Here is a 23330-nt window from a genome sequence, read left to right as displayed (position 1 = left end):
TGGAGTGAAGAGCACCGGTACACCAGTCCGGAAACCGCTCATTCCGCACATCCTTGTGGGCACGCCGCCAATGCGGCAGCGGACAAGGAGAGTTCGGTGGACAAGCACGAAGGTCCCGACGCCGGAACGATCCGGCTCGACGACCCCTGGTACGACGGGCCGGCCGTCGACTGGGGCGAGGGCGAGGGCGACTGCGGCGGGGACGCACCGCTGCGATCGGCCGGCGGACGGGCGGCCCCGGCCGACGCGTCCGAGATCTACCTGGAGGTGCAGCGCAGCGCCGCCTTCCAGGAGGTCCGCAGCCGCTACCGCGGGTTCGTCGTCCCCGCGACCGCCGCCTTCCTCCTCTGGTACGTGGCCTACGTGGTCGCGGCGACCGCGGCCCCCGGGTTCATGGCCCGGCCGGTCGCCGGCGCGGTCAACGTGGCCCTGCTCGCCGGCCTCGGCCAGTTCCTCAGCACCTTCCTGCTGACCTGGGCGTACGCCCGGCACGCCAGGCTCCGCCGGGACCGGGCCGCGCTGGACCTGCGATGGACCGTGTTCGAGCAGGAGCGCGGGCACGGGCGGGGCCGCAAGCGGGAGGCGGGCCGGTGACCGCCGGGCACCAGACCCTCGCTCTGGTCCTCTTCAGCACCTTCATCGCGGTGACCCTGGGCATCACCACCTGGGTCAGCCGCCACCGGCACGGCTCGGCCGAGGAGTTCTACGCCGGGGGGCGGCTGTTCTCCCCGATGGAGAACGGTTTCGCCATCGCCGGCGACTACATGTCCGCCGCGTCCTTCCTCGGCATCTCCGGGCTGATCGCCCTGTTCGGCTACGACGGTCTGCTGTACTCGGTGGGCTTCCTCGTCGCCTGGCTCGTCGTCCTCTTCCTCGTCGCCGAACTCGTCCGCAACTGCGGCCGCTTCACCCTCGCCGACGTCGTCGCGGCCCGGATGAGCGAGCGGCCCGTCCGGATCGCCGCCGGGACCGCCTCCGTCACCGTCTCCGTGCTGTACCTCGTCGCGCAGATGGTCGGGGCCGGCAGCCTCGTCGGCCTGCTGCTCGGCGACTCCGGCACCGCCGCCCGCACGCTGACCGTGGTCGCGGTCGGGGCGCTGATGGTCGTCTACGTCACCTTCGGCGGAATGCGGGCCACCACCTGGATCCAGATCGTCAAGGCCGTCCTCCTGATGGGCGGGGCGGTCGCCCTCACCGTCCTCGTCCTGCTCCGCTTCCACGGCGACTTCGGGCTGCTGCTCACCAGCGCCGCAGAACGCAGCGGCCACGGCGAGCGGTTCCTGGGCCCCGGGCTGAAGTACGGCGGCGACTGGACCGCCCGCATCGACTTCATGAGCCTCGGCCTGGCCCTGGTCCTCGGCACCGCCGGGCTCCCGCACATCCTGTCCCGCTTCTACACGGTGCCGACCGCGCGGGCCGCCCGCCGGTCGGTGGTCTGGGCGATCGGCCTGATCGGCGGCTTCTACCTGATGACCATCGTGCTCGGCTTCGGTGCGGCCGCGCTGGTCGGCCCGGCCGCGGTCCGCGCCTCCCACGCCTCCGGCAACACGGCGGTGCCGCTGCTCGCCGCGGACCTGGGCGGCGGGGCGGAATCCACCGGCGGGGCCGTGCTGTTCGCCCTGGTCGCGGCGATCGCCTTCGCGACGATCCTCGCCGTCGTCGCGGGCATCACCCTGGCCTCGTCGGCGTCCGTCGCGCACGACCTGTACGCCTCCCTCCGGCGCCGCCGCGCCCGTGCACGCAGCGAGGTCGCGGTGGCGCGGATCGCGGCCGTCGGGATCGGGGCGGTGGCGATCGCGCTCGGGCTGCTGGCCCAGGACCTGAACGTGGCGTTCCTGGTGGGCCTCGCCTTCGCGGTCGCGGCCTCCGCCAACCTGCCCGTGCTGCTGTACTCGCTGTTCTGGAGCCGCTTCACGACGCGCGGCGCCGTCTGGTCGGTGTACGGCGGACTGGTGCCGGCCGTGCTGCTGGTGGTGCTGTCGCCGGTCGTCTCCGGCAGCCCCGACGCCCTCTTCCCGGGAGCGGACTTCCAGTGCTTCCCGCTGCAGAACCCGGGCCTGGTCTCGATTCCGCTCGGGTTCCTGGCGGGCTGGCTGGGGACGGTGGCCTCGTCGGAGGAGCCGGACGTCGCCAAGCACGCCGAGACCGAGGTCCGCTCCCTGACGGGCGCCGGGGCCGTGTGACGGAGCGGCAGCGGATCACGGGCCGTCGGCCGGGCGCCAGGCGTAGCGGTGCTCGGGGCGGCCCGTCTCGCCGTAGCGCAGGGCCAGTGTGACCCGTCCGGTGCGGTCCAGCAGTTTGAGGTACCGCTGGGCGGTCTGGCGGCTGATGCCGGCGCGGTCGGCGATCTGCTGGGCCGACAACGGGCCTTCCGCGGACAGCAGGACGCGGCGGACCAGCTCGGCGGTGGTGGGGGAGTGGCCCTTGGGCAGCTCGTTGGGGGCGCCGGCGGCGGCGAGCGCCCCGAAGATCCGGTCCACCTGGGCCTGTTCGGCCTCGCCGCCCGTCTCCAGGGTGCGGCGCAGGGCCGCGTACGCCTCCAGCCGGAGCCTGAGGCCCTGGAAGGTGAACGGTTTGACCAGGTACTGGAGGGCGCCGAGGCGCATCGCTGCCTGCACCGTGGCGAGGTCCCGGGCGGCCGTGACCATGATCACATCGGTGGAGTGGCCGAGCTGCCGCAGGCGCGCCACCAGGTCCAGGCCGCTGCCGTCGGGCAGGTAGTGGTCCAGGAGGACCAGGTCCACCCGCCGGTCTCCGAGGCGTTCCAGCGCCTCGGAGGCCGAGTGGGCGCGGGAGACGACGCGGAAGCCGGGAACCTTCTCGACGTACGCCGCGTTGATCCGGGCAACACGCATGTCGTCGTCGACGACCAATACGTGGATCGGGGATCCGCTCATCGCAGGGCCTCCGGGAGTACGACGGAGAACTCCGCCCCTCCGTCCGCTGTCCCGCCGGCCCGGGCCGTGCCGCCCTGCCGCTCCGCCAGGCGGCGTACGAGGGCCAGGCCGAGACCGCGCTCGCGCCGACCCTGGGGCTGCTTCGTCGACCAGCCCTCGGTGAAGATCTTTTCGCGGCGGGACTCCGGCACGCCGGGACCGCTGTCGCGGACGAGGAGGACCAGGGTGCGGTCCTCGCAGCGCAACTCCACCTCGACGAGGGGTGCGGCCGATCCGGCGGCCGCGTCCAGGGCGTTGTCCACGAGGTTTCCGGCGATGGTGACCAACCCGCCGGGATCGGCGAGGCGGTCGGGCAGGAAGCTGCCGTCGGTGAGGCGCAGCGGGACGCCGCGCTCGGCGGCGACCGTCGCCTTGCCCACAAGGAGGGCGGCCAGCAGCGGGTCGTGGACCTTCTCGGTGACCTGCTCGGCGGTGCTGCGCCGCCCGCCGGCGACCTCGGCGAGGAACTCCGCCGCCTCCTCGTGCAGGCCGAGGTCCAGCAGGCCGAGGAGGGTGTGGAGGCGGTTGGCGTGCTCGTGGTCCTGCGCGCGCAGGGCGTCGATCAGGCCCTGGGTGGAGTCGAGTTCGCGGCGGAGCTGCTCCAGTTCGGTGCGGTCGCGCAGGGTGGCGACGGCGCCGCCGTCCTCGGTGGGCATCCGGTTGGCGACCAGGACGCGCGGCCCCTGCACGGTGAGGAGGTCGCGGCCGGTGGCGCGGCCGGAGAGGACGTCGGCGGTGCGGCCCGCGCCGACGACCTCGTCAAGCGGCCGGCCGGGGGCGCGGGCCGTGTCGGCGGGGGAGAGGCCGAGGAGGCGGGCGGCCTCGTCGTTGACGAGCCGGATGCGTCCGGCGGGGTCGAGGGCGACGACGCCCTCGCGGATGGAGTGGAGCATCGCCTCGCGTTCGGCGAGGAGGCCGGAGATGTCGGAGAAGGCCAGGTCGCGGGTCTGGCGTTGGATCCGGCGGGAGAGGAGCTAGGCGGCGAGCGCGCCGGCGGCCAGTGCGCCGCCGGCGTACGCGAGGAGGCCCGGGATGGCGCCGAGCAGCCGGGCCCGGACGCTGTCGTAGGAGATGCCGACGGACACGGCGCCGACGAACTCGCCGTCGGCGGCGACGAGCGGCACCTTTCCGCGGGCGGTGCGGCCCAGGGTGCCCTCGTCGATCTCCGTCACGTCGCGGCCCGCGAGGACGTCGCCGGGGTCGGTGGAGACGGGCAGTCCGATGCGGTCGGGGCGGGGGTGGGAGCGGCGGATGCCGTGGAGGTCCATCACCACCACGTACTCGGCGCGGGTGGCGCGGCGGATCCGCTCGGCGGCGGCCTGCACCGGGCCGTCGGCTGTCGGCCCGGAGTCCAGTACCGCGGCCGCCAGGGAGGGGTCGGCGGCCGTGCTGCGGGCGATCGCGAGGGCGCGCTGCATGGCCTGGTCGTCGAGCTGTGCGCTCAGCGGGGCCAGGAACAGCCCGGTGGCCAGGACAGCGACACTCGCGGCGATGGCCAGCTGGGTCAGGAGGATCTGCGAGACGGCCCGTCTGGGCAGCCCGATGCGCCGAGCGCCGAGGGAGGGGATCCGCATGACCAGCAACCGTAGGTCGGCGGCGCCGGAAGGGGAATCGCCGGGTCAGGAAGCGCGGGGGAGGGTGACGGGCGGCAGCAGGGCCAAGGGGAGAGGGGTCAGGGGAGTGGGCGCGGGGGGCGGGGGCCCTCGTAGTGGCCCGTGGGGCGCATGCGGAGCGGGCGTTCCTGGTATTCCTCCAGTGCGTGGGCGATCCATCCGGCGGTGCGCGCGACGGCGAAGACGGTCTCCCCGGCCTCGGCCGGCATTCCGGTGGAGAGCGTCAGCACCGCCAGGGCCAGGTCCACGTTGGCGTGCGGACCACCGCGCCCGGCCGCCGTCGTGGCGGCGAGCTCCCGGGCCGCTGCAAGCGCCAGAGCAGCCCCGGGGACGTCCTCCAGCCGGGCGAGGAGTGCGGTCGCCCGCGGGTCCTCGGCCGCGTAGAGCCGGTGCCCGAGCCCGGGTACCGGCCGGCCGGCCCGCAGGTGCTCCGCGACGACGGGCGCGGCCCCGCCGCGCTCCAGGACCTCGGCGAGCGTGCGGTGGGCGAGCCGCCCGGCGGCGCCGTGCAGGGGGCCTTCCAGGACGCCGAGCCCCGCCGACACGGCGGCGTACGGGTGGGCGCGCGCCGAGGCGGCGACCCGTACGGCGAGGGTGGAGGCGGCCAGGTCGTGGTCGATGAGCAGGGCGAGGGCCAGGTCGAGTGCGGCCAGGCCCGCGGGGTCGGGCTCCCGCGCGGTCAGGCGGGTCCACAGGCGTGCCGCGAGCGGGCCCTCTGGGGCGGGCTCCTCCGCCGCCGGGCCAGTCGGCTCCGCCGCGGCCGGGGGAAGGGCGTCGACCAGCGTGGGGATCAGGTGCCGGGCGGAGCCGAGCACGGCCTCCTCCGACAGGTCGAAGCGCAGCGGGTCGGTGACCGCGGCGGCGGCGGTCGCCACGCGCAGCCGGTCGAGGGGCCCGCTGTGCTCGGGCAGGGCGGCGACGGCGCGGCGGGCGGCACAGAGGGCGTCCGGCGGAGCCGTGAAGCGGGCGTTCCTGCGGAGGGCGCCCGTCCACAGCCACTCGGCGACCTCCTCGTAGGAGTGGCGGGCGGCCAGCTCGCAGGCGTCGACGCCGCGGAACCAGTACCGGTCGGGCTCGATCAGGGTCAGCGAGGTCCGTACGACGGGCTCGCCGCCGACCGGCGGCGCCGCCTCCCGCCGGGTGCGCCGGGCCAGGGCCTCCACCTCGGCTGCGTCGAAGGTGCTGCCCCTGCCGACCGCGTCGCGGCGGCTGGTGAGCTGGCCGCGGCTGACGTACGCGTACACGGTGGCCGGCTTCACGCCGAGGAGGCGTGCCGCCTCGCGGGTGCTGATCCGCCGTTCGTCCTGCGCCTCGTTCATGACGCACAGAGTACATATGTTGAGTGAATCAATATTGACAGTGATTCAATCCATCATGGATGGTCGATGCATGAACACCACCGTCGATGTGCCCCGCGGTCTCGCGGGAGTCGTGGTCACCGAGACCGCCCTGGGCGATGTCCGCGGCCGCGAGGGCTTCTACCACTACCGCCAGTACTCGGCCGTCGAGCTCGCCGAACGGCGCAGCTTCGAGGACGTCTGGCACCTGATGTTCCGCGGCGAGCTCCCGGCCGACGCCGCCGGGCGGGCCGCCTTCGCAGCCGAGGTCGCCCCGCTGCGCAGACTGCCGGCCGAGGTCGCCGGCGCCCTCCCCGCCCTCGCCCGCGCCACCGCCCCCTCCGGCCCCCTCGCGGGGCTGCGCACCGCCCTCTCCCTGCTCGGCGCCTCCGCCGGCTTCCGCCCGCTCTACGACCTCGACCCCGAGCGGCGCGCCGCCGACGCGCTCGCAGCCTGCGCCGCCGTACCGACCCTGCTCACGGCGCTGTACCGGCTCGGCCGGGGCCTGGAGCCGGTCGCCCCGCGCGACGACCTGCCGTACGCCGCGAACTACCTGTACATGCTCACCGGACAGGAGCCGGACCCGGCCGCGGCCCGAGCCGTCGAGCAGTACCTCGTCTCCACCGTCGACCACGGCTTCAACGCTTCCACCTTCACCGCCCGGGTGATCGCCTCCACCGGCGCGGACGTCGCCGCCTGCCTCACCGGGGCGATCGGCGCCCTCTCCGGCCCGCTGCACGGGGGCGCCCCCAGCCGGGCCCTGGACACCCTGGACGCCATCGGCACCGCGGACCGCATCGAGCCGTGGATCCGCGAGCGGGTCCTCGCCGGCGAGCGGATCATGGGCTTCGGACACCCCGTCTACCGCACCGAGGACCCCCGCTCGCGCATGCTCCGCGGGATCGCCCTCCGCTTCGGCGGCCCGCTCGTCGACTTCGCCGTACAGGTGGAGCAGCACGTGGAGCGGATCCTCGCCGAGCTCAAGCCCGGCCGCGAGCTCCACACCAACGTCGAGTTCTACGCGGGCGTCGTCATGGAGCTGTGCGGGCTGCCGCGCGCGATGTTCACGCCGACGTTCTGCGCGGCCCGCGTGGTCGGCTGGAGCGCGAACGTACTGGAGCAGGCGGCCGATTCGAAAATCATCCGTCCGGCGGCGCGCTACGCCGGGCCGACGCCGCCCCGGCCGGTTCCCGTCCCCGCCTGAGTACGATCGGCGGGGTGAACAGCAGGCAGCCCGACCGGTCCGACACCCGCACTCCGATCCCTGTCGTCGTCCTCGCCGGATTCCTCGGATCCGGCAAGACGACGCTGCTCAACCACCTCCTCACCCACCGCGGCGGCACCCGCATCGGGGTCGTGGTCAACGACTTCGGCTCCATCGAGATCGACGCGATGTCGGTGGCAGGCCAGGTCGGCGACTCCATGGTCTCCCTCGGCGGCGGCTGCCTGTGCTGCGCGGTCGACGGCAGCGAACTCGACGCCTACCTGGAGAAGCTCTCCGATCCCGTCCACCGGATCGACGTGATCGTCATCGAGGCGAGCGGCCTGGCCGAGCCGCAGGAGATGATCCGCATGCTGGCCGCCAGTGAGAACCCGGCCATCCGCTACGGCGGGCTGGTGGAGGTCGTGGATGCGGCCGAGTTCGACGAGACCCGCGCCAGGCACCCGGAGACCGACCGCCACCTTGCCGCCGCCGACCTGGTGGTGCTCAACAAGACCGACCGCGTCGACTGCGCGGAGCGCGCCCGCATCGAGGCCGAACTGGCCGCCCTGTGCCCGGGGATCCCCCTGGTCGCCGCCGACCACGGGCGCATCGACCCCGGGCTGCTGTTCGATCGCCGTCCGTGGACCGAGACGCGGGGGCAGCTGTCCTTCGAGGACCTGATCGCCGAGGCACGGGACGACGGCAGGGACGGCGGCGGCCCCACCGACCACACGGGGCACGCGCACACGCAGTACGAGAGCACGGAGTTCGTCTCCGAACAGGCCCTCAGCCCCCGCCGCCTGATCGACTTCCTCGACCGGCGCCCCGCCGGCCTCTACCGGATCAAGGGCTTCGTGTACTTCGGCGTCCCCGGGCACGAGGAGCGCTACGCGGTCCACGCCGTCGGCCGGTTCCTCCGCTTCGCACCCGGACCCTGGGGGCGGGGCGAGCCCCGGCTGACCCGCCTCGTCCTGATCGGGTCCGGCACCGATGGGGCAGCCCTGCTGCGGGAACTCGACGCCTGCCGCGAGCCGGCCCCGCAGAACGCCGGACCCGAGGCGATGTGGGGGATCCTCCGCTACGTCGCCCGCCCCGCCGGAGCCGGGCCGGAAGCGGACGTCCCCGCCGAGGACCCCCCGGCCGCCGACCACGAGGACGCCCCCGCCTCCGCGGAGGTGTGAGCCGTACGGCCTCAGGCCACCTCGACGCCGTGGTCGGCGAGGAGGGCCGCGAGGCCGTCGCGGTAGCCCTTCCCGCCCGCCACGAAGTCCCAGTCGCCGTTGGCGCGGCGCCGGAAGGAGCCGAGGACCAGCGCGGTTTCGCCCGGGCGGCCGTCGGAGACGTCCAGACGGCCGAGCTCGGCGCCGTCGGCCGCGAGGAGCCGGATGCCGGCGTCGGTGAAACCGGTCAGGTCGGCGTGCGGGTCGGCTTCCGGGTCGACCGCGGCGACGAGGACCAGCCGGTTCGCGGACTGCGGCAGCCCGTCGAACGAGACGGCCAGGGCGGCCTTGTCCGGCGCCGTGGGCGGATGGGCCCGCACCGAGCCGTCCGGGGTGCGGGGGTTGTTGTAGAAGACGAAGTGGTCCTCGGTCAGCACCCGGCTGCCCTGGCAGACCAGCGCGCACACGTCCAGGGCCACCGGGCCGGACCAGGACATGCCCAGGACGTTGTGGTCCGCAGGGGCGTCGGGCCCGGCCGCGGACCCGGCACCCGCCCCGGCCGCCCCGGCCGTGCCTGTCGGCGCGGGTGCGGCCGCCGCCGGGCCGTCGGCCGGGCCGAGCCGGCCGCGCAGCCCGTGCTGGTGCAGCAGCTCCACCAGGGCCGGACCGGGAACCAACTCCAGTGGCTTGCCGTTGGCAAAGGTGTACGAACCCGGCCCGAAGGAGGCAGTCGTGACGAGCACGCCCTTGTTCGCCCCCTTGTCCTGCACGGTGCCGTACAGATCGCGTACGGCCGTCGGCGGCACCGTCCTGCGGTAGCGCTTGACCTGCACCACGATCCGACCGCCCCGGATCGGGGCCGGGTCCAGCGCCTCCACGTCGACACCGCCGTCGTTCGACCGCTGCGTCGTGACCGCCTCCATGCCCATCGCCCGGAACAGCTCCGCGACCAGGTTCTCGAAGTCGATCGGGTCCATCGCGAACAGGTCCGGCTCGTCGTCGTCCGCGCCCCCGCCGTGGCTGACGACGCCGCCGCCGACCTCGTCCGGCCGGCGCCCGGCCCGGACCGCCGTGCGCTGGTCGGGGCGTGCCGACAGCTGCCCGCCGAGCCCCGACACCAGGCAGTCGACGGCGCTGACCTGCTCCAGCCGCAGCCCCGCGAAGGCGCTGCGCGCCGCGGAGACGGTGGCGAGCACGAACCGCGCCTCCCGGCCCGTCGCGGGGTCGTGGCAGTCGACGAAGCCGTTGACGGTGACGGAGTCCAGGGCGCCGAACTCGTCGGCGGCGTACAGCTCCCGCAGGACCAGCAGCATGCACTGCGCCAGCACGTCCCGGTACAGGGCCCGGCGCTCCGTCACCGGACGCGGCTTGACCTTGTCCTGGCCGGTGCTGGGCAGGTACTGCACCGCCCTGGCCTCCGGGACCACCGGGTAGCCGGGCAGCTCCCAGTCCAGGACCAGCTCGCGCGCGGCGGGGTCGTAGGCGGCGGCCACCTGCCGCGGCAGCGCCTCGGGCCAGGCCGTGGAGGCGTACAGGGCGGCGGAGAAGTACTCGACCGCGGCCTCGGCGCTGCCCGCGCGCAGGGCGTCGGCCAGCTCGGCGAGCCCGCTGTTGTGCTCGCGGACCCCGGCGAGCTGCTCGGCAGCCCACCGGTCGTACTGCTGCCGGTACGCGGCGAGCTGCTGCTGCCGCCGGGCCTCCGCGGCGGTCGCGGCCTGCCAGGCCTCGGTGTACCGGGCGTGGGCGTCTCGCTCCGCCTGCGCCCGGTGCTGCGAGCCGAGGGTCCAGCCGCTGCTCTGCCGCCGGAAGTCCTCCAGGCGCGGGAGCGGTACGGGCTGCGCCAGCGCGCCGGGGTCGAAGGGGGCGACCTGCTCGGGGCGGACCAGGGAGGCCATCCGGAACGCCGGCGCACGGCAGCCGGCGACCAGCAGCCCCTTGAGGGCGGCGACCTCGGCGTCGAGGGCGGCGGTGCGGCGCAGGGCCTCGGCCTCGCGGTACTGCCGGTGGCTGCGGTTCGCCTCCCGCTCGTAGGCCCGCTGCCGGCGTTCGGCCTCCCGCTGCTGGACCAGCTGCGTCTGCTGCTGCCGCCGCTGGGCCTCGGCCCAGGTCCCGATCAATCCGCCCGACCGACGACTCATCAGCTGTGTACTCCCCCCACAACGCCCGGAGGGAAAACACTAGTCGGCATTCGGGTGGTACGTCCCCCGGCCCGTACCACCCGGATGCCGGCCTCCGTCCCGGGAGGGGACGGCCTACAGCGCGGAGCCCGCCACCACGGAGACCGCGGCGGGCAGCGCGGTGCCCGAGCCGTCGCGGCGCGGGTCCGCGGCCGGCAGTGCGGCGGGGGCGCCGTTCGCCGCGGCCGCCCTCGCCGGGGCGTTGCCCGCCCAGGCGAAGGTCAGCAGCTCCTCGCCCTTGAGGAACCGCTGGCAGCGGACGCCGCCGGTGGCCCGGCCCTTGCGCGGGTACTGGTCGAACGGGGTCAGCTTCCCGGACAGCACCGAGTCGTCGAGGGTGCCGCGGGAGCCGGCCACGGTGAGCACCAGCGCGTCGCGCGCCGGGTCGACCGCCGAGAAGTGGATCACCTTGGCGCCGGAGCCGAGCTTGATGCCGGCCATGCCGCCGGCCGGGCGGCCCTGCGGGCGCACCTGCGAGGCCGGATAGCGCAGCAGCTGGGCGTCGTCGGTGATGAAGACGAGGTCCTCCTCGCCGGTGCGCAGCTCGACCGCGCCGACGATCCGGTCGCCCTCCTTGAGGGTGATGACCTCCAGCTCGTCCTTGTTCGCAGGGTAGTCGGGCACGACGCGCTTGACCACGCCCTGCTCGGTGCCGAGCGCGAGCCCCTGGGAGGACTCGTCCAGGGAGGTCAGGCAGACGACCTGCTCGTCCGGGGCGAGCCCGGAGAGGAACTCCGACAGCGGCGCCCCGCCGGCCAGGTTCGGCGCGGCGTGCGTGTCGGGCAGCTGCGGGAGGTCGATCACCGCCAGCCGCAGCAGCCGGCCGTGCGAGGTGACCGCGCCGACGTCGCCGCGGGCCGTCGCCGCGACCTGGGAGACGATCAGGTCGTGCCTGGCGCGCGGGGCACCCTCCTCCGCCACGACCGGATCCCCGGTCGCCGTGCGCGCCAGCAGGCCCGTCGAGGACAGCAGGACCCGGCACGGATCGTCGGCGACCTCCAGGGGGACCGCCGCGACGGCGGTGCCCGCGGACTCCAGCAGGACCGTGCGGCGCTCGGTGCCGAACTTCTTGGCGACCGCCGCCAGCTCGGAGGAGACCAGCTTGCGCAGCTCCGCGTCCGACTCGAGGATCCGGGTCAGCTCCTCGATCTCGGTGGTGAGGCGGTCGCGCTCGGCCTCCAGTTCGATCCGGTCGAAGCGGGTGAGCCGGCGCAGCGGGGTGTCGAGGATGTACTGGGTCTGCACCTCGCTCAGCGAGAAGCGCTCCATGAGCCGCTCCTTCGCCTGCGCCGAGTTGTCGCTGTCCCGGATGATCCGGATGACCTCGTCGATGTCGAGGAGGGCGACCAGCAGGCCCTCCACGAGGTGGAGCCGGTCGCGCCGCTTGCCGCGGCGGAACTCGCTGCGCCGGCGCACCACGTCGAAGCGGTGGTCGAGGTAGACCTCCAGCAGCTCCTTCAGGCCCAGCGTCAGCGGCTGGCCGTCGACCAGGGCGACGTTGTTGATGCCGAAGGACTCCTCCATCGGCGTCAGCTTGTAGAGCTGCTCCAGGACGGCCTCCGGGTGGAAGCCGTTCTTGATCTCGATGACCAGGCGCAGGCCGTGCGCGCGGTCGGTGAGGTCCTTGACGTCGGCGATGCCCTGGAGCTTCTTCGCGCCCACCAGGTCCTTGATCTTCGCGACGACCTTCTCCGGGCCGACCGTGAAGGGCAGTTCGGTGACCACCAGCCCCTTGCGGCGGGCCGTCACGTTCTCCACGGACACCGTCGCGCGGATCTTGAAGCTGCCGCGCCCGTTCTCGTACGCGTCCTTGATGCCCGACAGGCCCACGATCCGGCCGCCCGTGGGCAGGTCCGGGCCGGGGACGAAGCGCATCAGCGCCTCCAGGTCCGCCTGCGGGTAGCGGATCAGGTGGCGCGCGGCCGCGATGACCTCGCCCAGGTTGTGCGGCGGCATGTTCGTCGCCATGCCGACGGCGATCCCGGACGCGCCGTTGACCAGCAGGTTCGGGTAGGCGGCGGGCAGGGCGACCGGCTCGCGCTCCTGGCCGTCGTAGTTGGCCTGGAAGTCGACGGTGTCCTCGTCGATCGACTCCGTCATCAGCGACGTGGCGTCCGCCATGCGGCACTCGGTGTAGCGCATGGCGGCCGGCGGGTCGTCGTTGCCCAGCGAGCCGAAGTTGCCGTGCCCGTCGACCAGGGGGAGGCGCATCGAGAACGGCTGCGCCATGCGCACGAGGGCGTCGTAGATCGACGCGTCGCCGTGCGGGTGCAGCTTGCCCATGACCTCGCCGACGACGCGGGCGCACTTCACGTACCCGCGGTCGGGGCGCAGGCCCATCTCGCTCATCTGGTAGACGATGCGCCGGTGCACCGGCTTCATGCCGTCGCGGGCGTCGGGCAGGGCGCGGGAGTAGATCACCGAGTACGCGTACTCGAGGAAGGAGCCCTGCATTTCGTCGACGACGTCGATGTCGAGGATGTTCTCCTCGAAGTCCTCCGGCGGCGGGGTCTTCGTGCTGCGGCGGGCCATCGCTGCGCGGCTCCTTAACCAAGAAAGGGATGTGCTGGGGGTCTGGCTGGGCGGTCTGGCTGGATCTGGTGGCACGGGCTGACGGGGGTCGTCGCGGACCATTGTGTCCCGACGCACCGACAGGCCCGACTCCGACCCGGGTACCGGCCGGGAACTTCTCCGGCGCCCGGCGCGCTTGCATACAGTGGCAGGTCTGACGGAATTCTCTGCATCGCGATCGAAGGGACCACATGCCCATGGGTCACACGGCCACAGCCCAGGCCGGCTCCGGCGGCCTGACAGCGACCGAGCACCGGCTGGCCAACGGCCTGCGCGTGGTGCTCTCCGAGGACCACCTGACCCCGGTCGCGGCGGTCTGCCTGTGGTACGACGTCGGCTCGCGCCACGAAGTCAAGGGACGCACCGGCCTGGCTCACCTCTTCGAGCACCTGATGTTCCAGGGCTCCGCGAGCGTACCGGGGAACGGCCACTTCGAGCTCGTCCAGGGCGCCGGCGGCTCCCTCAACGGCACGACGAGCTTCGAGCGCACCAACTACTTCGAGACCATGCCGGCCCACCAGCTGGAGCTGGCGCTGTGGCTCGAGGCGGACCGGATGGGCTCGCTGCTGGCCGCCCTGGACGAGGAGTCCATGGAGAACCAGCGCGACGTCGTCAAGAACGAGCGCCGCCAGCGCTACGACAACGTCCCGTACGGCACCGCCTTCGAGCGGCTGACCGCCATGGCGTACCCCGAGCCCCACCCCTACCACCACACGCCGATCGGCTCCATGGCCGACCTGGACGCGGCCTCGCTGGAGGACGCGCGCGCCTTCTTCCGCACCTACTACGCGCCCAACAACGCGGTGCTGTCGGTCGTCGGCGACATCGACCCGGAGCAGACGCTCGCCTGGATCGAGAAGTACTTCGGCACCATCCCCGCCCACGACGGCAAGCAGCCCCCGCGCGACGGCACGCTGCCCGACACCATGGGCGGCCAGCTCCGCGAGGAGATCACCGAGGACGTCCCGGCCCGCGCCCTGATGGCCGCCTACCGGCTGCCCCACGACGGCACCCGCGAGTGCGACGCCGCCGACGTGGCGCTGACCGTCCTCGGCGGAGGCGAGTCCTCCCGCCTGCACAACCGGCTGGTCCGCCGCGACCAGACGGCCGTCGCGGCCAGCTTCGGCATGCTCCGCCTCGCCGGCGCCCCCTCGATGGGCTGGCTGGACGTGAAGACCTCCAGCGGCGTCGAGGTGCCCGCCATCGAGGCCGCCGTGGACGAGGAGCTGGCCCGGTTCGCCGCCGAGGGCCCCACGGCCGAGGAGATGGAGCGCGCCCAGGCCCAGCTGGAGCGCGAGTGGCTGGACCGGCTGGGCACCGTCGCCGGCCGGGCCGACGAACTGTGCCGCTTCGCGGTCCTCTTCGGCGACCCGCAGCTGGCGCTGACCGCCGTGCAGCGCGTCCTCGACGTCACCGCCGAGGAGGTGCAGGCCGTCGCCGCGGCCCGGCTGCGCCCCGACAACCGCGCGGTGCTCGTCTACGAGCCCCTCGCCGCCGACGACTCCGACGCGAACGAGAACGAGAACGAGGGGGCGGAGCAGTGAGCGATACCGCAGCCGTCACGATGACCTTCCACCCGCGGCCCGCGGCCGGGCAGCCCAAGCCGTGGGCGTTCCCCGCCCCCGAGCGGAGCGCCCTGCCCAACGGCCTGACCGTGCTGCGCTGCCACCGGCCCGGCCAGCAGGTCGTCGCGGTCGAGGTGAACCTCGCCGCACCGCTGGACGCCGAGCCGGAGGGGCTGGACGGCGTCGCCACCATCATGGCCCGCGCCCTGTCCGAGGGCACCGACAAGCACTCCGCCGAGGAGTTCGCCGCCGAGCTGGAGCGCTGCGGCGCCACCCTCGACGCGCACGCCGACCACCCCGGCCTGCGCGTCTCCCTGGAGGTCCCCGCCTCGCGGCTGGCCAAGGCCCTCGGCCTGCTCGCCGAGGCGCTGCGCGCGCCGGCGTTCGCCGACAGCGAGGTCGACCGACTCGTCCGCAACCGCCTGGACGAGATCCCGCACGAGCTGGCCAACCCGCAGCGCCGCGCCGCCAAGGAGCTCTACCGGCAGCTCTTCCCGGCCTCCCTGCGCATGTCCCGGCCCCGCCAGGGCACCGAGGAGACCGTCGCCCGGATCGACTCCGCCGCCGTGCGCGCCTTCTACGAGGCGCACGTGCGCCCCGCGACGGCCACCGCGGTGATCGTCGGCGACCTGGCCGGCATCGACCTGGACGCGCTCCTGGCCGACACCCTGGGCGCCTGGACGGGCAACGCGGGCCAGGCCCGACCCGTGCCCCCGGTCGAGTCCGACGACACCGGCCGCGTCGTCATCGTCGACCGGCCCGGCGCCGTCCAGACCCAGCTGCTGATCGGCCGAACCGGCCCCGACCGGCACGACCGGGTCTGGGCCGCGCAGGTCCTCGGCACGTACTGCCTGGGCGGCACCCTCACCTCGCGCCTGGACAAGGTGCTGCGCGAGGAGAAGGGGTACACGTACGGCGTGCGCGCCTTCGGCCAGGTTCTGCGCTCCACCGCCGACGGGCGGGGCGCCTCGATGCTCGCCATCAGCGGGTCCGTGGACACCCCCCACACCGGTCCGGCGCTGGAGGACCTCTGGAAGGTGCTGCGGACCCTCGCCGAGGGCGGTCTGACGGACGCCGAGCGGGACGTCGCCGTGCAGAATCTGGTGGGCGTGGCCCCGCTGAAGTTCGAGACGGCCGCGGCGGTCGCCGGCACCCTCGCCGACCAGGTCGAGCAGGAACTCCCGGACGACTACCAGGCGCAGCTGTACGCGCGGCTGGCTGAGACGGGCACCGTGGAGGCCACCACGGCCGTCGTGCAGGCCTTCCCGGTGGACCGGCTGGTCACCGTGCTCGTCGGCGACGCCGCCCAGATCGAGGGCCCGGTGCGCGCGTTGGGAATCGGAGAGGTGACCGTCGTCGGCAACTGACCGGCAACTCCCCGAGGGCCCCGGCGGCTTGTCCGCCGGGGCCCTTTGTGTCCGGTTTTGCTGCGGAGGTTGCCCGTATGCGGTGTGGCGTGCGCAACAAAAGGCCGTGACCATTTGGTGATTGACTGATGATCCGCCTAGCGTCGGCCGTGCTGTCCGTCAGTTGATACGCGCCGCACCCGCGGCACCGGGCAGCGATCGCCGAGTCCCCGTCCGGCGCGAGCCTGGGGAGCCGGGGACCCACACGTCCCTTGGGGTGAATCGGGCCGCCTCGCAAGAGGTGCCCGTAGGAGACCTTCCTGCTCCGAACCCGTCAGCTAACCCGGTAGGCGAGAGGGAAGGAAAGGATCAGCCTCTCCATGGCCTTTGGCAGCCGTGCCGCCGGCAAGCACCGTGGTTCCAGCCGTCTGAGCCGCAAGACCGCCGGATACGCCGGCGTCGCCGCCCTCGCCACCACCGGCGTGGTGGGCACCCTCGCGGCCCCGGCCTTCGCCGCGACGGACAAGGGCCCCTCCATGGAGGACACCGGTCTGAACGCGGTCGTCACCGCCGAGGACGTCGCGGGCCAGGTCGAGGCCCAGGCCGACGCCCAGCGGGCCGCCGCCGAGGCCGCCGCCCTGAAGGCGCAGGCCGAGGCCGACGCCAAGGCGCGCGCCGCCGAGGCCAGGCAGAAGGCCGAGGAGAAGGCGAAGGCCGAGCGCGAGGCCGCCGAGCGCGCCGCCCGCGAGGAGGAGCGCAAGCGCCTCAACACCTTCGTCTCCCCGCTCGCCGGCTCCTACGTCAGCACCCAGTACCGCGCCGGCGGCGGCATGTGGTCCTCCGGCAGCCACACCGGGATCGACTTCCACGCCAACGAGGGCTCCGTCGTCCGCGCCGTCGGCGTCGGCACCGTCGTCGAGGCCGGCTGGGGCGGCGCCTACGGCAACAACGTCGTGATCCGGCACGCCGACGGCACCTACACCCAGTACGGCCACCTCAACTCGCTGAGCGTCTCGGTCGGCCAGCAGGTCACCCCGGGCCAGCAGATCGGCCTCTCCGGCTCCACCGGCAACTCCAGCGGCCCGCACCTGCACTTCGAGGCCCGCACCGGCGCCAACTACGGCTCGGACATCGACCCGATCGCCTACCTGCGCAGCCACGGCGTCAGCCTCTGACCCCCGCAGCAGCCTGATCCGAAGGCCCCGGCTCACCGAGCCGGGGCCTTCGCGCTGCCCGCCCACCCATTTCCGGCCGCCGCACACCGGCCGAAATGCCACCGATTTCCTGCCGCCCTCGGAAACCGGCGGGAATTGCCATAGAGTTTCCGTACGATCCACACGGCCGCGGCATCGGTGCCGGCAATCGGAAAAACAGGGCGGAGGTCCGGTCTTGCGTATTCCCGCGCACGCGGTATGCACTGCGATCCGCGACGACATCGTCTCCGGGGCGTTGGAACCGGGCGCCAGGCTCACCGAGGAGCAGCTGGCCCGCCGGTACGGCGTCTCGCGCGTCCCGGTCCGCGAGGCGCTGCGGACCCTGGAGTCGGAGGGCTTCGTCACCAGCCGGCGGCATGCGGGCGCCTGCGTCGCCGAGCCGACCGAGCAGGAGGCCGCCGACCTCCTGGAGATGCGGATGCTGCTGGAGCCGCTCGCGGCCGCCAGGGCCGCGCGGCGGCGCACCGAGGGTCATCTGAAGGTGCTGCGCGGCCTGGTCAGGCTCGGCCAGGAGCGGGCCAGGGGAGGTCAGGGGGAGGACCTGCGGGCGCTGGGCAGCTGGTTCCACGAGACCCTCTCCCAGGCCTCCGCCAGCCCCGGGCTGATCGCCCTCCTCACGCAGATGCGCCACAAGGTCGCCTGGATGTACGCCGTGCAGGCGCCGGAGCGGCCCGTGGAGTGCTGGGCGGAGCACGGAGCGATCACCGACGCGGTGGCCCGGGGCGACGCCGAGCGGGCGCGGGCGCTGACCGCCGGCCACGCCGAACGCACCGCGGGCGCCTACCGGCTGCGCGTGAGGACTTCGCAACCTGCCGTAAACACGGCGGGCCGCTCCTTTTAACAGGGGTCGCGTAGAAATACCGGGAACAAAGTCGGGGCACGGTCGGGCCGTGCGGCTTTCCGTGCCGCTTTCCCGGCCGGGACTGCTTTTCCGGCGGGGCTCCCGGCCGCATTCCCGCTCATTCGGCGAGGCGTTTTCCGCGGCGCATTCCGCTGCGCCCGTTCCCGTACGCGGACTTCCGCACCGCCCGACGGCGAAGCCGCGGCCGCCGGGGCATCGGCGGCCGCGGCTTCGCGCGGACCGGGGTGGAACCCGAAGGGTCAGACGGTCTCCGGGAGCTCCTCAAGGCCCTCGGCGACGAGCTTCGCGAGGCGGTCCAGCGCCGCCTCGGCGCCCTCGGCGTCCGACGCGAGGACGATCTCCTCGCCGCCCTGGGCGCCCAGGCCCAGCACCGCGAGCATGGAGGCGGCGTTGACGGGGTTCCCGTCCGCCTTCGCGATGGTCACCGGGACGCCCGAAGCGGTCGTCGCCCGGACGAAGATCGAGGCGGGACGAGCGTGCAGGCCCTCGGCCCAGCCGACGTTGACGCGGCGCTCTGCCATGGTGATGCCCTTCAGGTTCTAACGGTTGTCTAGACCACTATCTCACGACGTCCCCCGTGCTCGGACCGCCGCCGGCCCCGGTCTCTTCCGTCCGATCTACCCCGCATTGCGTAATTTCGCACCTCCCCGACGGGCTGCCCCGCGCAGCAGCCCTCCCGACCGCCCGGGGCTTAGGATCACCGCATGACCACCGCGTCGGACCCCTCGTACCCGGCCCACTGGGAGGCGGACGTCGTCCTGCGCGACGGCGGCACCGCACGGATCCGCCCCATCACCCCCGAGGACGCCGGCCGCCTGGTCAGCTTCTACGAGCAGGTCTCCGACGAGTCGAAGTACTACCGGTTCTTCGCCCCCTACCCCCGGCTCTCCGACCGCGACGTGCACCGCTTCACCCACCACGACTACGTCGACCGGGTGGGACTCGCCGCGACCGTCGGCGAGGACTTCATCGGCACCGTCCGCTACGACCGGATCGGCCCCGACGGCCGACCCGCCTCGGCGCCCGCCGACGAGGCCGAGGTCGCCTTCCTCGTCCAGGACGCCCACCAGGGGCGCGGCGTCGCCTCCGCCCTCCTGGAGCACATCGGCGCGGTCGCCCGCGAGCGCGGCATCCGCCGGTTCGCCGCCGAGGTGCTGCCCGCCAACACCCGCATGATCAAGGTGTTCACGGACGCCGGCTACCAGCAGAGGCGCAGCTTCGAGGACGGCGCCGTCCGCCTCACCCTCGACCTGGAGCCCACCGCCGAGTCCCTCGCCGTCCAGCGGGCCCGCGAGCAGCGCGCCGAGGCCCGCTCCGTCCAGCGGCTCCTGGCCCCCGGGTCCGTCGCCGTCATCGGCGTCAGCCGCTCCGGCGGCGGCGTCGGCGCCGCCGCCCTGCGCAACCTCCGCGACAGCGGCTTCCGCGGCCACCTCTACGCCGTCAACGAGGCCCGCGCCCCCGGCATCGAGGGCGACCTCCTCGACGGCGTGCGCGCCTACCGCTCGCTCGCCGAGATCGACGCGCCCGTGGACCTCGCCGTCGTCGCCGTCCCCGCCGAGCGGGTCCCGCAGGTCGTCGCCGACTGCGGCGAACACGGCGTACAGGGCCTCGTCGTGCTGTCCGCGGGCTACGCAGAGACCGGCCCCGCCGGCCTGGAGCGCCAGCGCGAACTCGTCCGCCAGGTCCGCTCCCACGGGATGCGCCTCATCGGCCCCAACGCCTTCGGGGTGATCAACACCGCGCCCGAGGTCGCCCTCAACGCCTCCCTCGCGCCCGTCCCCGCCCCCGTACCCGGCCGGATCGGGCTCTTCACCCAGTCCGGCGCCATCGGCATCGCGCTGCTGTCCGCCCTGCTCCGCCGCGGCGAGGGCCTCTCCTCGTTCGTCTCGGCCGGCAACCGCGCCGACGTCTCCGGGAACGACATCCTCCAGTACTGGTACGAGGACGAGGCCACCGACGTCGCCCTCATGTACCTGGAAACCCTCGGCAACCCGCGGAAGTTCACCCGCCTCGCCCGCCGCACCGCCGCCGTCAAGCCCGTCGTCGTCGCCAAGGGCGGCCGCCACACCCCCGCCGGCCACGCCGTCCCCGGCACCAGGCTCCCCGAGACCACCGTCTCCGCCCTGCTCCGCCAGGCCGGCGTCATCCGCGTCGACACCGTCACCGAGCTCGTCGACGCCGGCCTCCTCCTCGCCTCCCAGCCCGTCCCCGCCGGGCCGCGCGTCGCCATCCTCGGCAACTCGGAATCGCTCGGCTACCTCACCTACGACGCCTGCCTCGCCCAGGGGCTGCGGCCCTCCTCCCCGCTCGACCTGACCACCGCCGCCACCCCCGCCGACTTCGGCGCCGCCCTCTCCGCGGCCCTCGCCTCCGACGCCCACGACGCCGTGATCGTCACCGCCATCCCCTGGGTCGGCGAGGAGGCCGGCCCCGACACCGGGGCCGACGGCCTCGCCGACGCCCTGCGCGACGCCGCGGCCGCCCACCCCGGCAAGCCGGTCGCCGTCGTCCACGTCGAGCTGGCCGAACTCGTCCAGGCCCTCTCCCGCGAGGACGTCCGCATCCCCGCCTACCCGGCCGCCGAGCGGGCCGTCCGGGCCGTCGCCGAAGCCGTCCGGTACGGGCAGTGGCGCCGCGCCAACGCCGACTCCGGGCACGTCCCCGAGTACGACGACATCGACGAGGCGGGGGCCGCCGCCCAGCTCGCCGCCCTCCTCGCCGGCGGAGCCGGCCCCGACGGCGTGATCACGCTCTCCGACGGCGACGCCGCCGCGCTCCTCGCCCGCTACGGGATCCGCGTCCTGCCCACGCTGCCCGCGCCCACCCCCGACGCCGCCGCCAAGGCCGCCGCGGCCCTCGGCTACCCCGTCGCCCTCAAGACCACCGCCCCCCACCTGCGCCACCGCGCCGACCTCGGCGGCGTCCGCCTGGACCTCACCACCGAGGCCGAGCTGCGCCGCTCCTACGACGAGCTCACCGAGCACCTCGGCACCCCCGCCGAGCTGCAGCCCGTCGTCCAGGCCATGGTGCCCCGAGGCGTCGACACCGTCGTCCGCTCCGTCATCGACCCGGCCGCCGGCGCCGTCCTCTCCTTCGGCCTGGCCGGCGTCGCCTCCGAGCTGCTCGGCGACACCGCCCACCGGCTCGTGCCCGCCACCGACCGCGACGCCGCCGGACTGATCCGGTCCATCCGCACCGCCCCCCTCCTCTTCGGCTGGCGCGGCAGCGACCCCGTCGACACCCCCGCCCTGGAAGAGCTCCTGCTGCGCCTCTCCCGGCTCGTCGACGACCACCCCGAAGTGGTCGGCGTCACCCTCGAACCCGTCGTCGTCGCCGCCGAGGGCCTCTCCGTCCTGAGCGCCGCCGTCCGCATCGCGCACCCGCCCGCCCGCACCGACCTCGGCCCCCGCACACTCCCCAGCTACTGAGGAGCCCCGGGGCGTCCCGAGGCGGCCGGGGCGCCCCGTACGGGCCTTAGGATGGACCCCATGGCGAAATCCGGTACGACGACCCAGGGGCTGCGCACGGCGATCGAGCGCAGCGGCTACTACCCGGCCCTCGTGGCCGAGGCCGTGGAGGCCGCGGTGGGCGGCGAGCCGATCTCGTCGTACCTGGTCCACCAGGAGACGACCTTCGACTCCAACGAGGTCCGCCGGCACGTCACCGTGCTCGTCCTGACCGGCAACCGCTTCATCGTGAGCCACACCGACGAGCAGGCCGCCGACGCGGGCTCCCCCTCGCCGTACGCGACCACCTCCACGGAGTCCGTCAAGCTGGCCAGCATCTCCTCGGTGGTGCTCAGCCGCGTCGTCGCCAATCCCGAGTCGTACACGCCGGGCACCCTCCCGCGCGAGGTCGTCCTGACCATCGGCTGGGGCGCCGTCTCGCGCATCGACCTCGAACCCGCCGCCTGCGGCGACCCCAACTGCGACTCCGACCACGGCTACACCGGCAACTCCACCGCCGACGACCTCAGCCTCCGCGTGAGCGAGGCGGGCGACGGCCCCGAGGCCGTCCGCCAGACCCTGCTCTTCGCGCAGGCCCTCTCCGAGGCGACCGCGGCCACCGCCGCCGGCGCCGCCCGCTGATGTCCCACTCCGCACCGCCGAACTGGGACGAGCCCGAGCTGCTGGACCTCGCCGGAGCGCCCGTCCCGCAGTACGGGTCCGGCTCGCTCGCCGACCTGCTGCCCACCCTCGTCGCCGGCCAGGGCGTCCCCGGCTTCACCGCCGCCATCGCCGAGCTGGCCCCCGCAGACCGGAACTGCGTGTTCCTGGTCGACGGCATGGGCTGGGAGCAGCTCAGGGCCCACCCGGCCGAAGCCCCCTTCCTGACCTCCCTGCTCGCCGGCTCCCGCGGCGGCACCGGCCTCCCGCTCACGGCCGGCTTCCCGGCGACCACGGCCACCTCGCTGGCGTCCGTCGGCACCGGCCTGCCGCCCGCCCGGCACGGCCTGCCCGGCTACGCGGTCCGCAACCCCGCCACCGGCGAGCTGATGAACCAGCTCCGCTGGAACCCGTGGACCCCGCCGCGTCCCTGGCAGCCGTACCCCACGGTCTTCCAGCTCGCCGACGCGGCGGGCGTGGCCACGGCCCAGGTCTCCTCGCCCGTCTTCCAGAGCACCCCGCTCACCAAGATCGCGCTCAGCGGCGGCACCTTCCACGGCCGGATGACCGGCGAGGAGCGGATGGACCTCGCCGCGGACCGGCTCGCCGCGGGCGACCGCTCGCTCGTGTACACGTACTACAGCGAGCTCGACGGCGCGGGCCACCGGCACGGTGTGGACTCCGACGCCTGGCGCGGCCAGCTGATGTACGTCGACCGGCTGGTCCAGCGGCTCGCCGAGCAGCTGCCGCCCCGCACCGCCCTGTACGTGACCGCCGACCACGGCATGGTGGACGTCCCCTTCGACGAGGACTCCCGCATCGACTTCGACGAGGACTGGGAGCTCGGCGCGGGTGTCGCCCTGCTCGGCGGCGAGGGCCGCGCCCGGCATGTGTACGCGGTCCCGGGCGCCGAGGCCGACGTCCTGACCGTGTGGCGCGAGGTGCTCGGGGACCGGTTCTGGGTCGCCGGCCGCGAAGAGGCCCTCGAACTGGGCTGGTTCGGCCCGCCGGGGGAGTGCGACGAGCGCGTCCTCGGCCGGATCGGCGACGTGGTCGCCGCGGCTTACGCCGACGTCGCGGTCACGGCGTCCCGGACCGAGCCGAACGAGTCCGCGCTCGCCGGCATGCACGGCTCCATGACCCCCGCCGAGCAGCTCGTCCCCCTGCTCGAGATCCGCACCTGACCCCGCTGCCACCCGCGCCGCCCCGCGCACCCGTACGCCCGCCCGCCGACCACGA

General features: G+C 74.2%; 16 protein-coding genes, 1 pseudogene and 1 riboswitch. Of the genes and pseudogenes, 11 read left to right on the top strand and 6 right to left on the bottom strand.

What is annotated here, in order from left to right; genetic code table 11:
- The first annotated feature begins 96 nt into the window (after positions 1-96).
- Both MUK52_RS07560 and MUK52_RS07555 read left to right on the top strand, forming a co-directional pair.
- On the top strand, positions 97-594 hold the full coding sequence (locus MUK52_RS07560) for a DUF485 domain-containing protein (RefSeq protein ID WP_284575242.1): 498 nt from the start codon (positions 97-99) through the stop codon (positions 592-594).
- Positions 591-2183 carry a monocarboxylic acid transporter gene (locus MUK52_RS07555; RefSeq protein ID WP_284575240.1) on the top strand — a complete coding sequence of 531 codons (1593 nt, stop codon included), beginning with the start codon at positions 591-593 and terminating at the stop codon, positions 2181-2183. Before MUK52_RS07560 ends, MUK52_RS07555 begins: the two co-directional genes overlap by 4 nt.
- 15 nt (positions 2184-2198) lie before the next feature.
- Here the strand turns inward: MUK52_RS07555 and MUK52_RS07550 are convergent, their stop codons facing one another.
- From MUK52_RS07550 to MUK52_RS07540, 3 genes and pseudogenes are all read right to left on the bottom strand, one after another.
- Positions 2199-2897 (bottom strand): DUF7342 family protein, encoded by a 699-nt coding sequence (locus MUK52_RS07550; RefSeq protein WP_114054556.1) that lies wholly within the window; start codon positions 2895-2897, stop codon positions 2199-2201.
- Positions 2894-4510 (bottom strand): annotated as a pseudogene (locus tag MUK52_RS07545) (sensor histidine kinase). Before MUK52_RS07545 ends, MUK52_RS07550 begins: the two are co-directional and overlap by 4 nt.
- Positions 4511-4608: 98 nt before the next feature.
- Positions 4609-5868: a citrate synthase gene (locus MUK52_RS07540; protein WP_114054558.1), complete on the bottom strand. Its 1260-nt coding sequence runs from the start codon at positions 5866-5868 to the stop codon at positions 4609-4611.
- A 70-nt stretch (positions 5869-5938) separates the two neighbouring features.
- Between MUK52_RS07540 and MUK52_RS07535 the strand changes: the two genes are divergently transcribed.
- Positions 5939-7090 (top strand): citrate synthase, encoded by a 1152-nt coding sequence (locus MUK52_RS07535; RefSeq protein WP_114054559.1) that lies wholly within the window; start codon positions 5939-5941, stop codon positions 7088-7090.
- A 14-nt stretch (positions 7091-7104) separates the two neighbouring features.
- Entirely contained in the window at positions 7105-8271 is a 1167-nt protein-coding gene (locus MUK52_RS07530) for a CobW family GTP-binding protein (protein WP_284575238.1), read from the top strand.
- 11 nt (positions 8272-8282) lie between these two features.
- Here MUK52_RS07530 and MUK52_RS07525 read toward each other — a convergent pair whose 3' ends face one another.
- A complete protein-coding gene (locus tag MUK52_RS07525) occupies positions 8283-10388 on the bottom strand; it encodes a restriction endonuclease (RefSeq protein ID WP_284575233.1) in 2106 nt (701 codons plus the stop codon).
- Positions 10389-10502: 114 nt separating this feature from the next.
- The gene (locus MUK52_RS07520; protein ID WP_114054561.1) at positions 10503-12959 is read right to left on the bottom strand and encodes a DNA gyrase/topoisomerase IV subunit A; all 2457 of its coding nucleotides are present in this window, start codon (positions 12957-12959) and stop codon (positions 10503-10505) included.
- Between the two features lie 236 nt (positions 12960-13195).
- Between MUK52_RS07520 and MUK52_RS07515 the strand changes: the two genes are divergently transcribed.
- The 4 genes from MUK52_RS07515 (at position 13196) to MUK52_RS07500 (ending at position 17964) form a co-directional block, all read left to right on the top strand.
- Positions 13196-14542 (top strand): M16 family metallopeptidase, encoded by a 1347-nt coding sequence (locus tag MUK52_RS07515; RefSeq protein ID WP_162793131.1) that lies wholly within the window; start codon positions 13196-13198, stop codon positions 14540-14542.
- Positions 14543-14562: 20 nt separating this feature from the next.
- Positions 14563-15930: a M16 family metallopeptidase gene (locus tag MUK52_RS07510; RefSeq protein ID WP_114058514.1), complete on the top strand. Its 1368-nt coding sequence runs from the start codon at positions 14563-14565 to the stop codon at positions 15928-15930.
- Between the two features lie 189 nt (positions 15931-16119).
- Positions 16120-16277: riboswitch (cyclic di-AMP (ydaO/yuaA leader) on the top strand.
- 12 nt (positions 16278-16289) lie between these two features.
- Positions 16290-17084, top strand: coding sequence for a M23 family metallopeptidase (locus tag MUK52_RS07505; RefSeq protein ID WP_114054563.1), 795 nt, complete (start codon positions 16290-16292; stop codon positions 17082-17084).
- A 214-nt stretch (positions 17085-17298) separates the two neighbouring features.
- The gene (locus MUK52_RS07500; protein ID WP_114054564.1) at positions 17299-17964 is read left to right on the top strand and encodes a GntR family transcriptional regulator; all 666 of its coding nucleotides are present in this window, start codon (positions 17299-17301) and stop codon (positions 17962-17964) included.
- A 260-nt stretch (positions 17965-18224) separates the two neighbouring features.
- On the opposite strand, the gene MUK52_RS07495 is transcribed toward MUK52_RS07500, so the two are convergent.
- Positions 18225-18506: an HPr family phosphocarrier protein gene (locus tag MUK52_RS07495; protein ID WP_048477591.1), complete on the bottom strand. Its 282-nt coding sequence runs from the start codon at positions 18504-18506 to the stop codon at positions 18225-18227.
- A gap of 183 nt (positions 18507-18689) precedes the next feature.
- Here MUK52_RS07495 and MUK52_RS07490 point away from each other — a divergent pair, with 183 nt between their 5' ends.
- Genes MUK52_RS07490 through MUK52_RS07480 form a run of 3 tightly spaced genes read left to right on the top strand, consistent with a single transcriptional unit; the run spans position 18690 to position 23275 of the window.
- Positions 18690-21413: a bifunctional acetate--CoA ligase family protein/GNAT family N-acetyltransferase gene (locus tag MUK52_RS07490; protein ID WP_114054565.1), complete on the top strand. Its 2724-nt coding sequence runs from the start codon at positions 18690-18692 to the stop codon at positions 21411-21413.
- Positions 21414-21473: 60 nt separating this feature from the next.
- Positions 21474-22073 (top strand): DUF5998 family protein, encoded by a 600-nt coding sequence (locus MUK52_RS07485; protein WP_114054566.1) that lies wholly within the window; start codon positions 21474-21476, stop codon positions 22071-22073.
- Entirely contained in the window at positions 22073-23275 is a 1203-nt protein-coding gene (locus MUK52_RS07480; protein WP_284575222.1) for an alkaline phosphatase family protein, read from the top strand. The genes MUK52_RS07485 and MUK52_RS07480 overlap by 1 nt, the downstream gene beginning before the upstream one ends.
- Positions 23276-23330: the final 55 nt, after the last annotated feature.

The sequence above is a fragment of the Streptomyces sp. 2P-4 genome, assembly GCF_030167965.1.
Classification (GTDB): Bacteria; Actinomycetota; Actinomycetes; order Streptomycetales; family Streptomycetaceae; genus Streptomyces; species Streptomyces globosus_A.
This window is presented reverse-complemented; position numbering and strand designations above follow the sequence as displayed.

Coding starts and splice junctions, on each gene's coding strand:
- MUK52_RS07490 (WP_114054565.1), top strand. CDS start 18,690: ATGACCACCGCGTCGGACCCCTCGTACCCGGCCCACTGGGAGGCGGAC.
- MUK52_RS07550 (WP_114054556.1), bottom strand. CDS start 2,897: ATGAGCGGATCCCCGATCCACGTATTGGTCGTCGACGACGACATGCGT.
- MUK52_RS07505 (WP_114054563.1), top strand. CDS start 16,290: ATGGCCTTTGGCAGCCGTGCCGCCGGCAAGCACCGTGGTTCCAGCCGT.
- MUK52_RS07540 (WP_114054558.1), bottom strand. CDS start 5,868: ATGAACGAGGCGCAGGACGAACGGCGGATCAGCACCCGCGAGGCGGCA.
- MUK52_RS07525 (WP_284575233.1), bottom strand. CDS start 10,388: ATGAGTCGTCGGTCGGGCGGATTGATCGGGACCTGGGCCGAGGCCCAG.
- MUK52_RS07495 (WP_048477591.1), bottom strand. CDS start 18,506: ATGGCAGAGCGCCGCGTCAACGTCGGCTGGGCCGAGGGCCTGCACGCT.
- MUK52_RS07515 (WP_162793131.1), top strand. CDS start 13,196: ATGGGTCACACGGCCACAGCCCAGGCCGGCTCCGGCGGCCTGACAGCG.
- MUK52_RS07510 (WP_114058514.1), top strand. CDS start 14,563: ATGACCTTCCACCCGCGGCCCGCGGCCGGGCAGCCCAAGCCGTGGGCG.
- MUK52_RS07480 (WP_284575222.1), top strand. CDS start 22,073: ATGTCCCACTCCGCACCGCCGAACTGGGACGAGCCCGAGCTGCTGGAC.
- MUK52_RS07535 (WP_114054559.1), top strand. CDS start 5,939: ATGAACACCACCGTCGATGTGCCCCGCGGTCTCGCGGGAGTCGTGGTC.
- MUK52_RS07520 (WP_114054561.1), bottom strand. CDS start 12,959: ATGGCCCGCCGCAGCACGAAGACCCCGCCGCCGGAGGACTTCGAGGAG.
- MUK52_RS07485 (WP_114054566.1), top strand. CDS start 21,474: ATGGCGAAATCCGGTACGACGACCCAGGGGCTGCGCACGGCGATCGAG.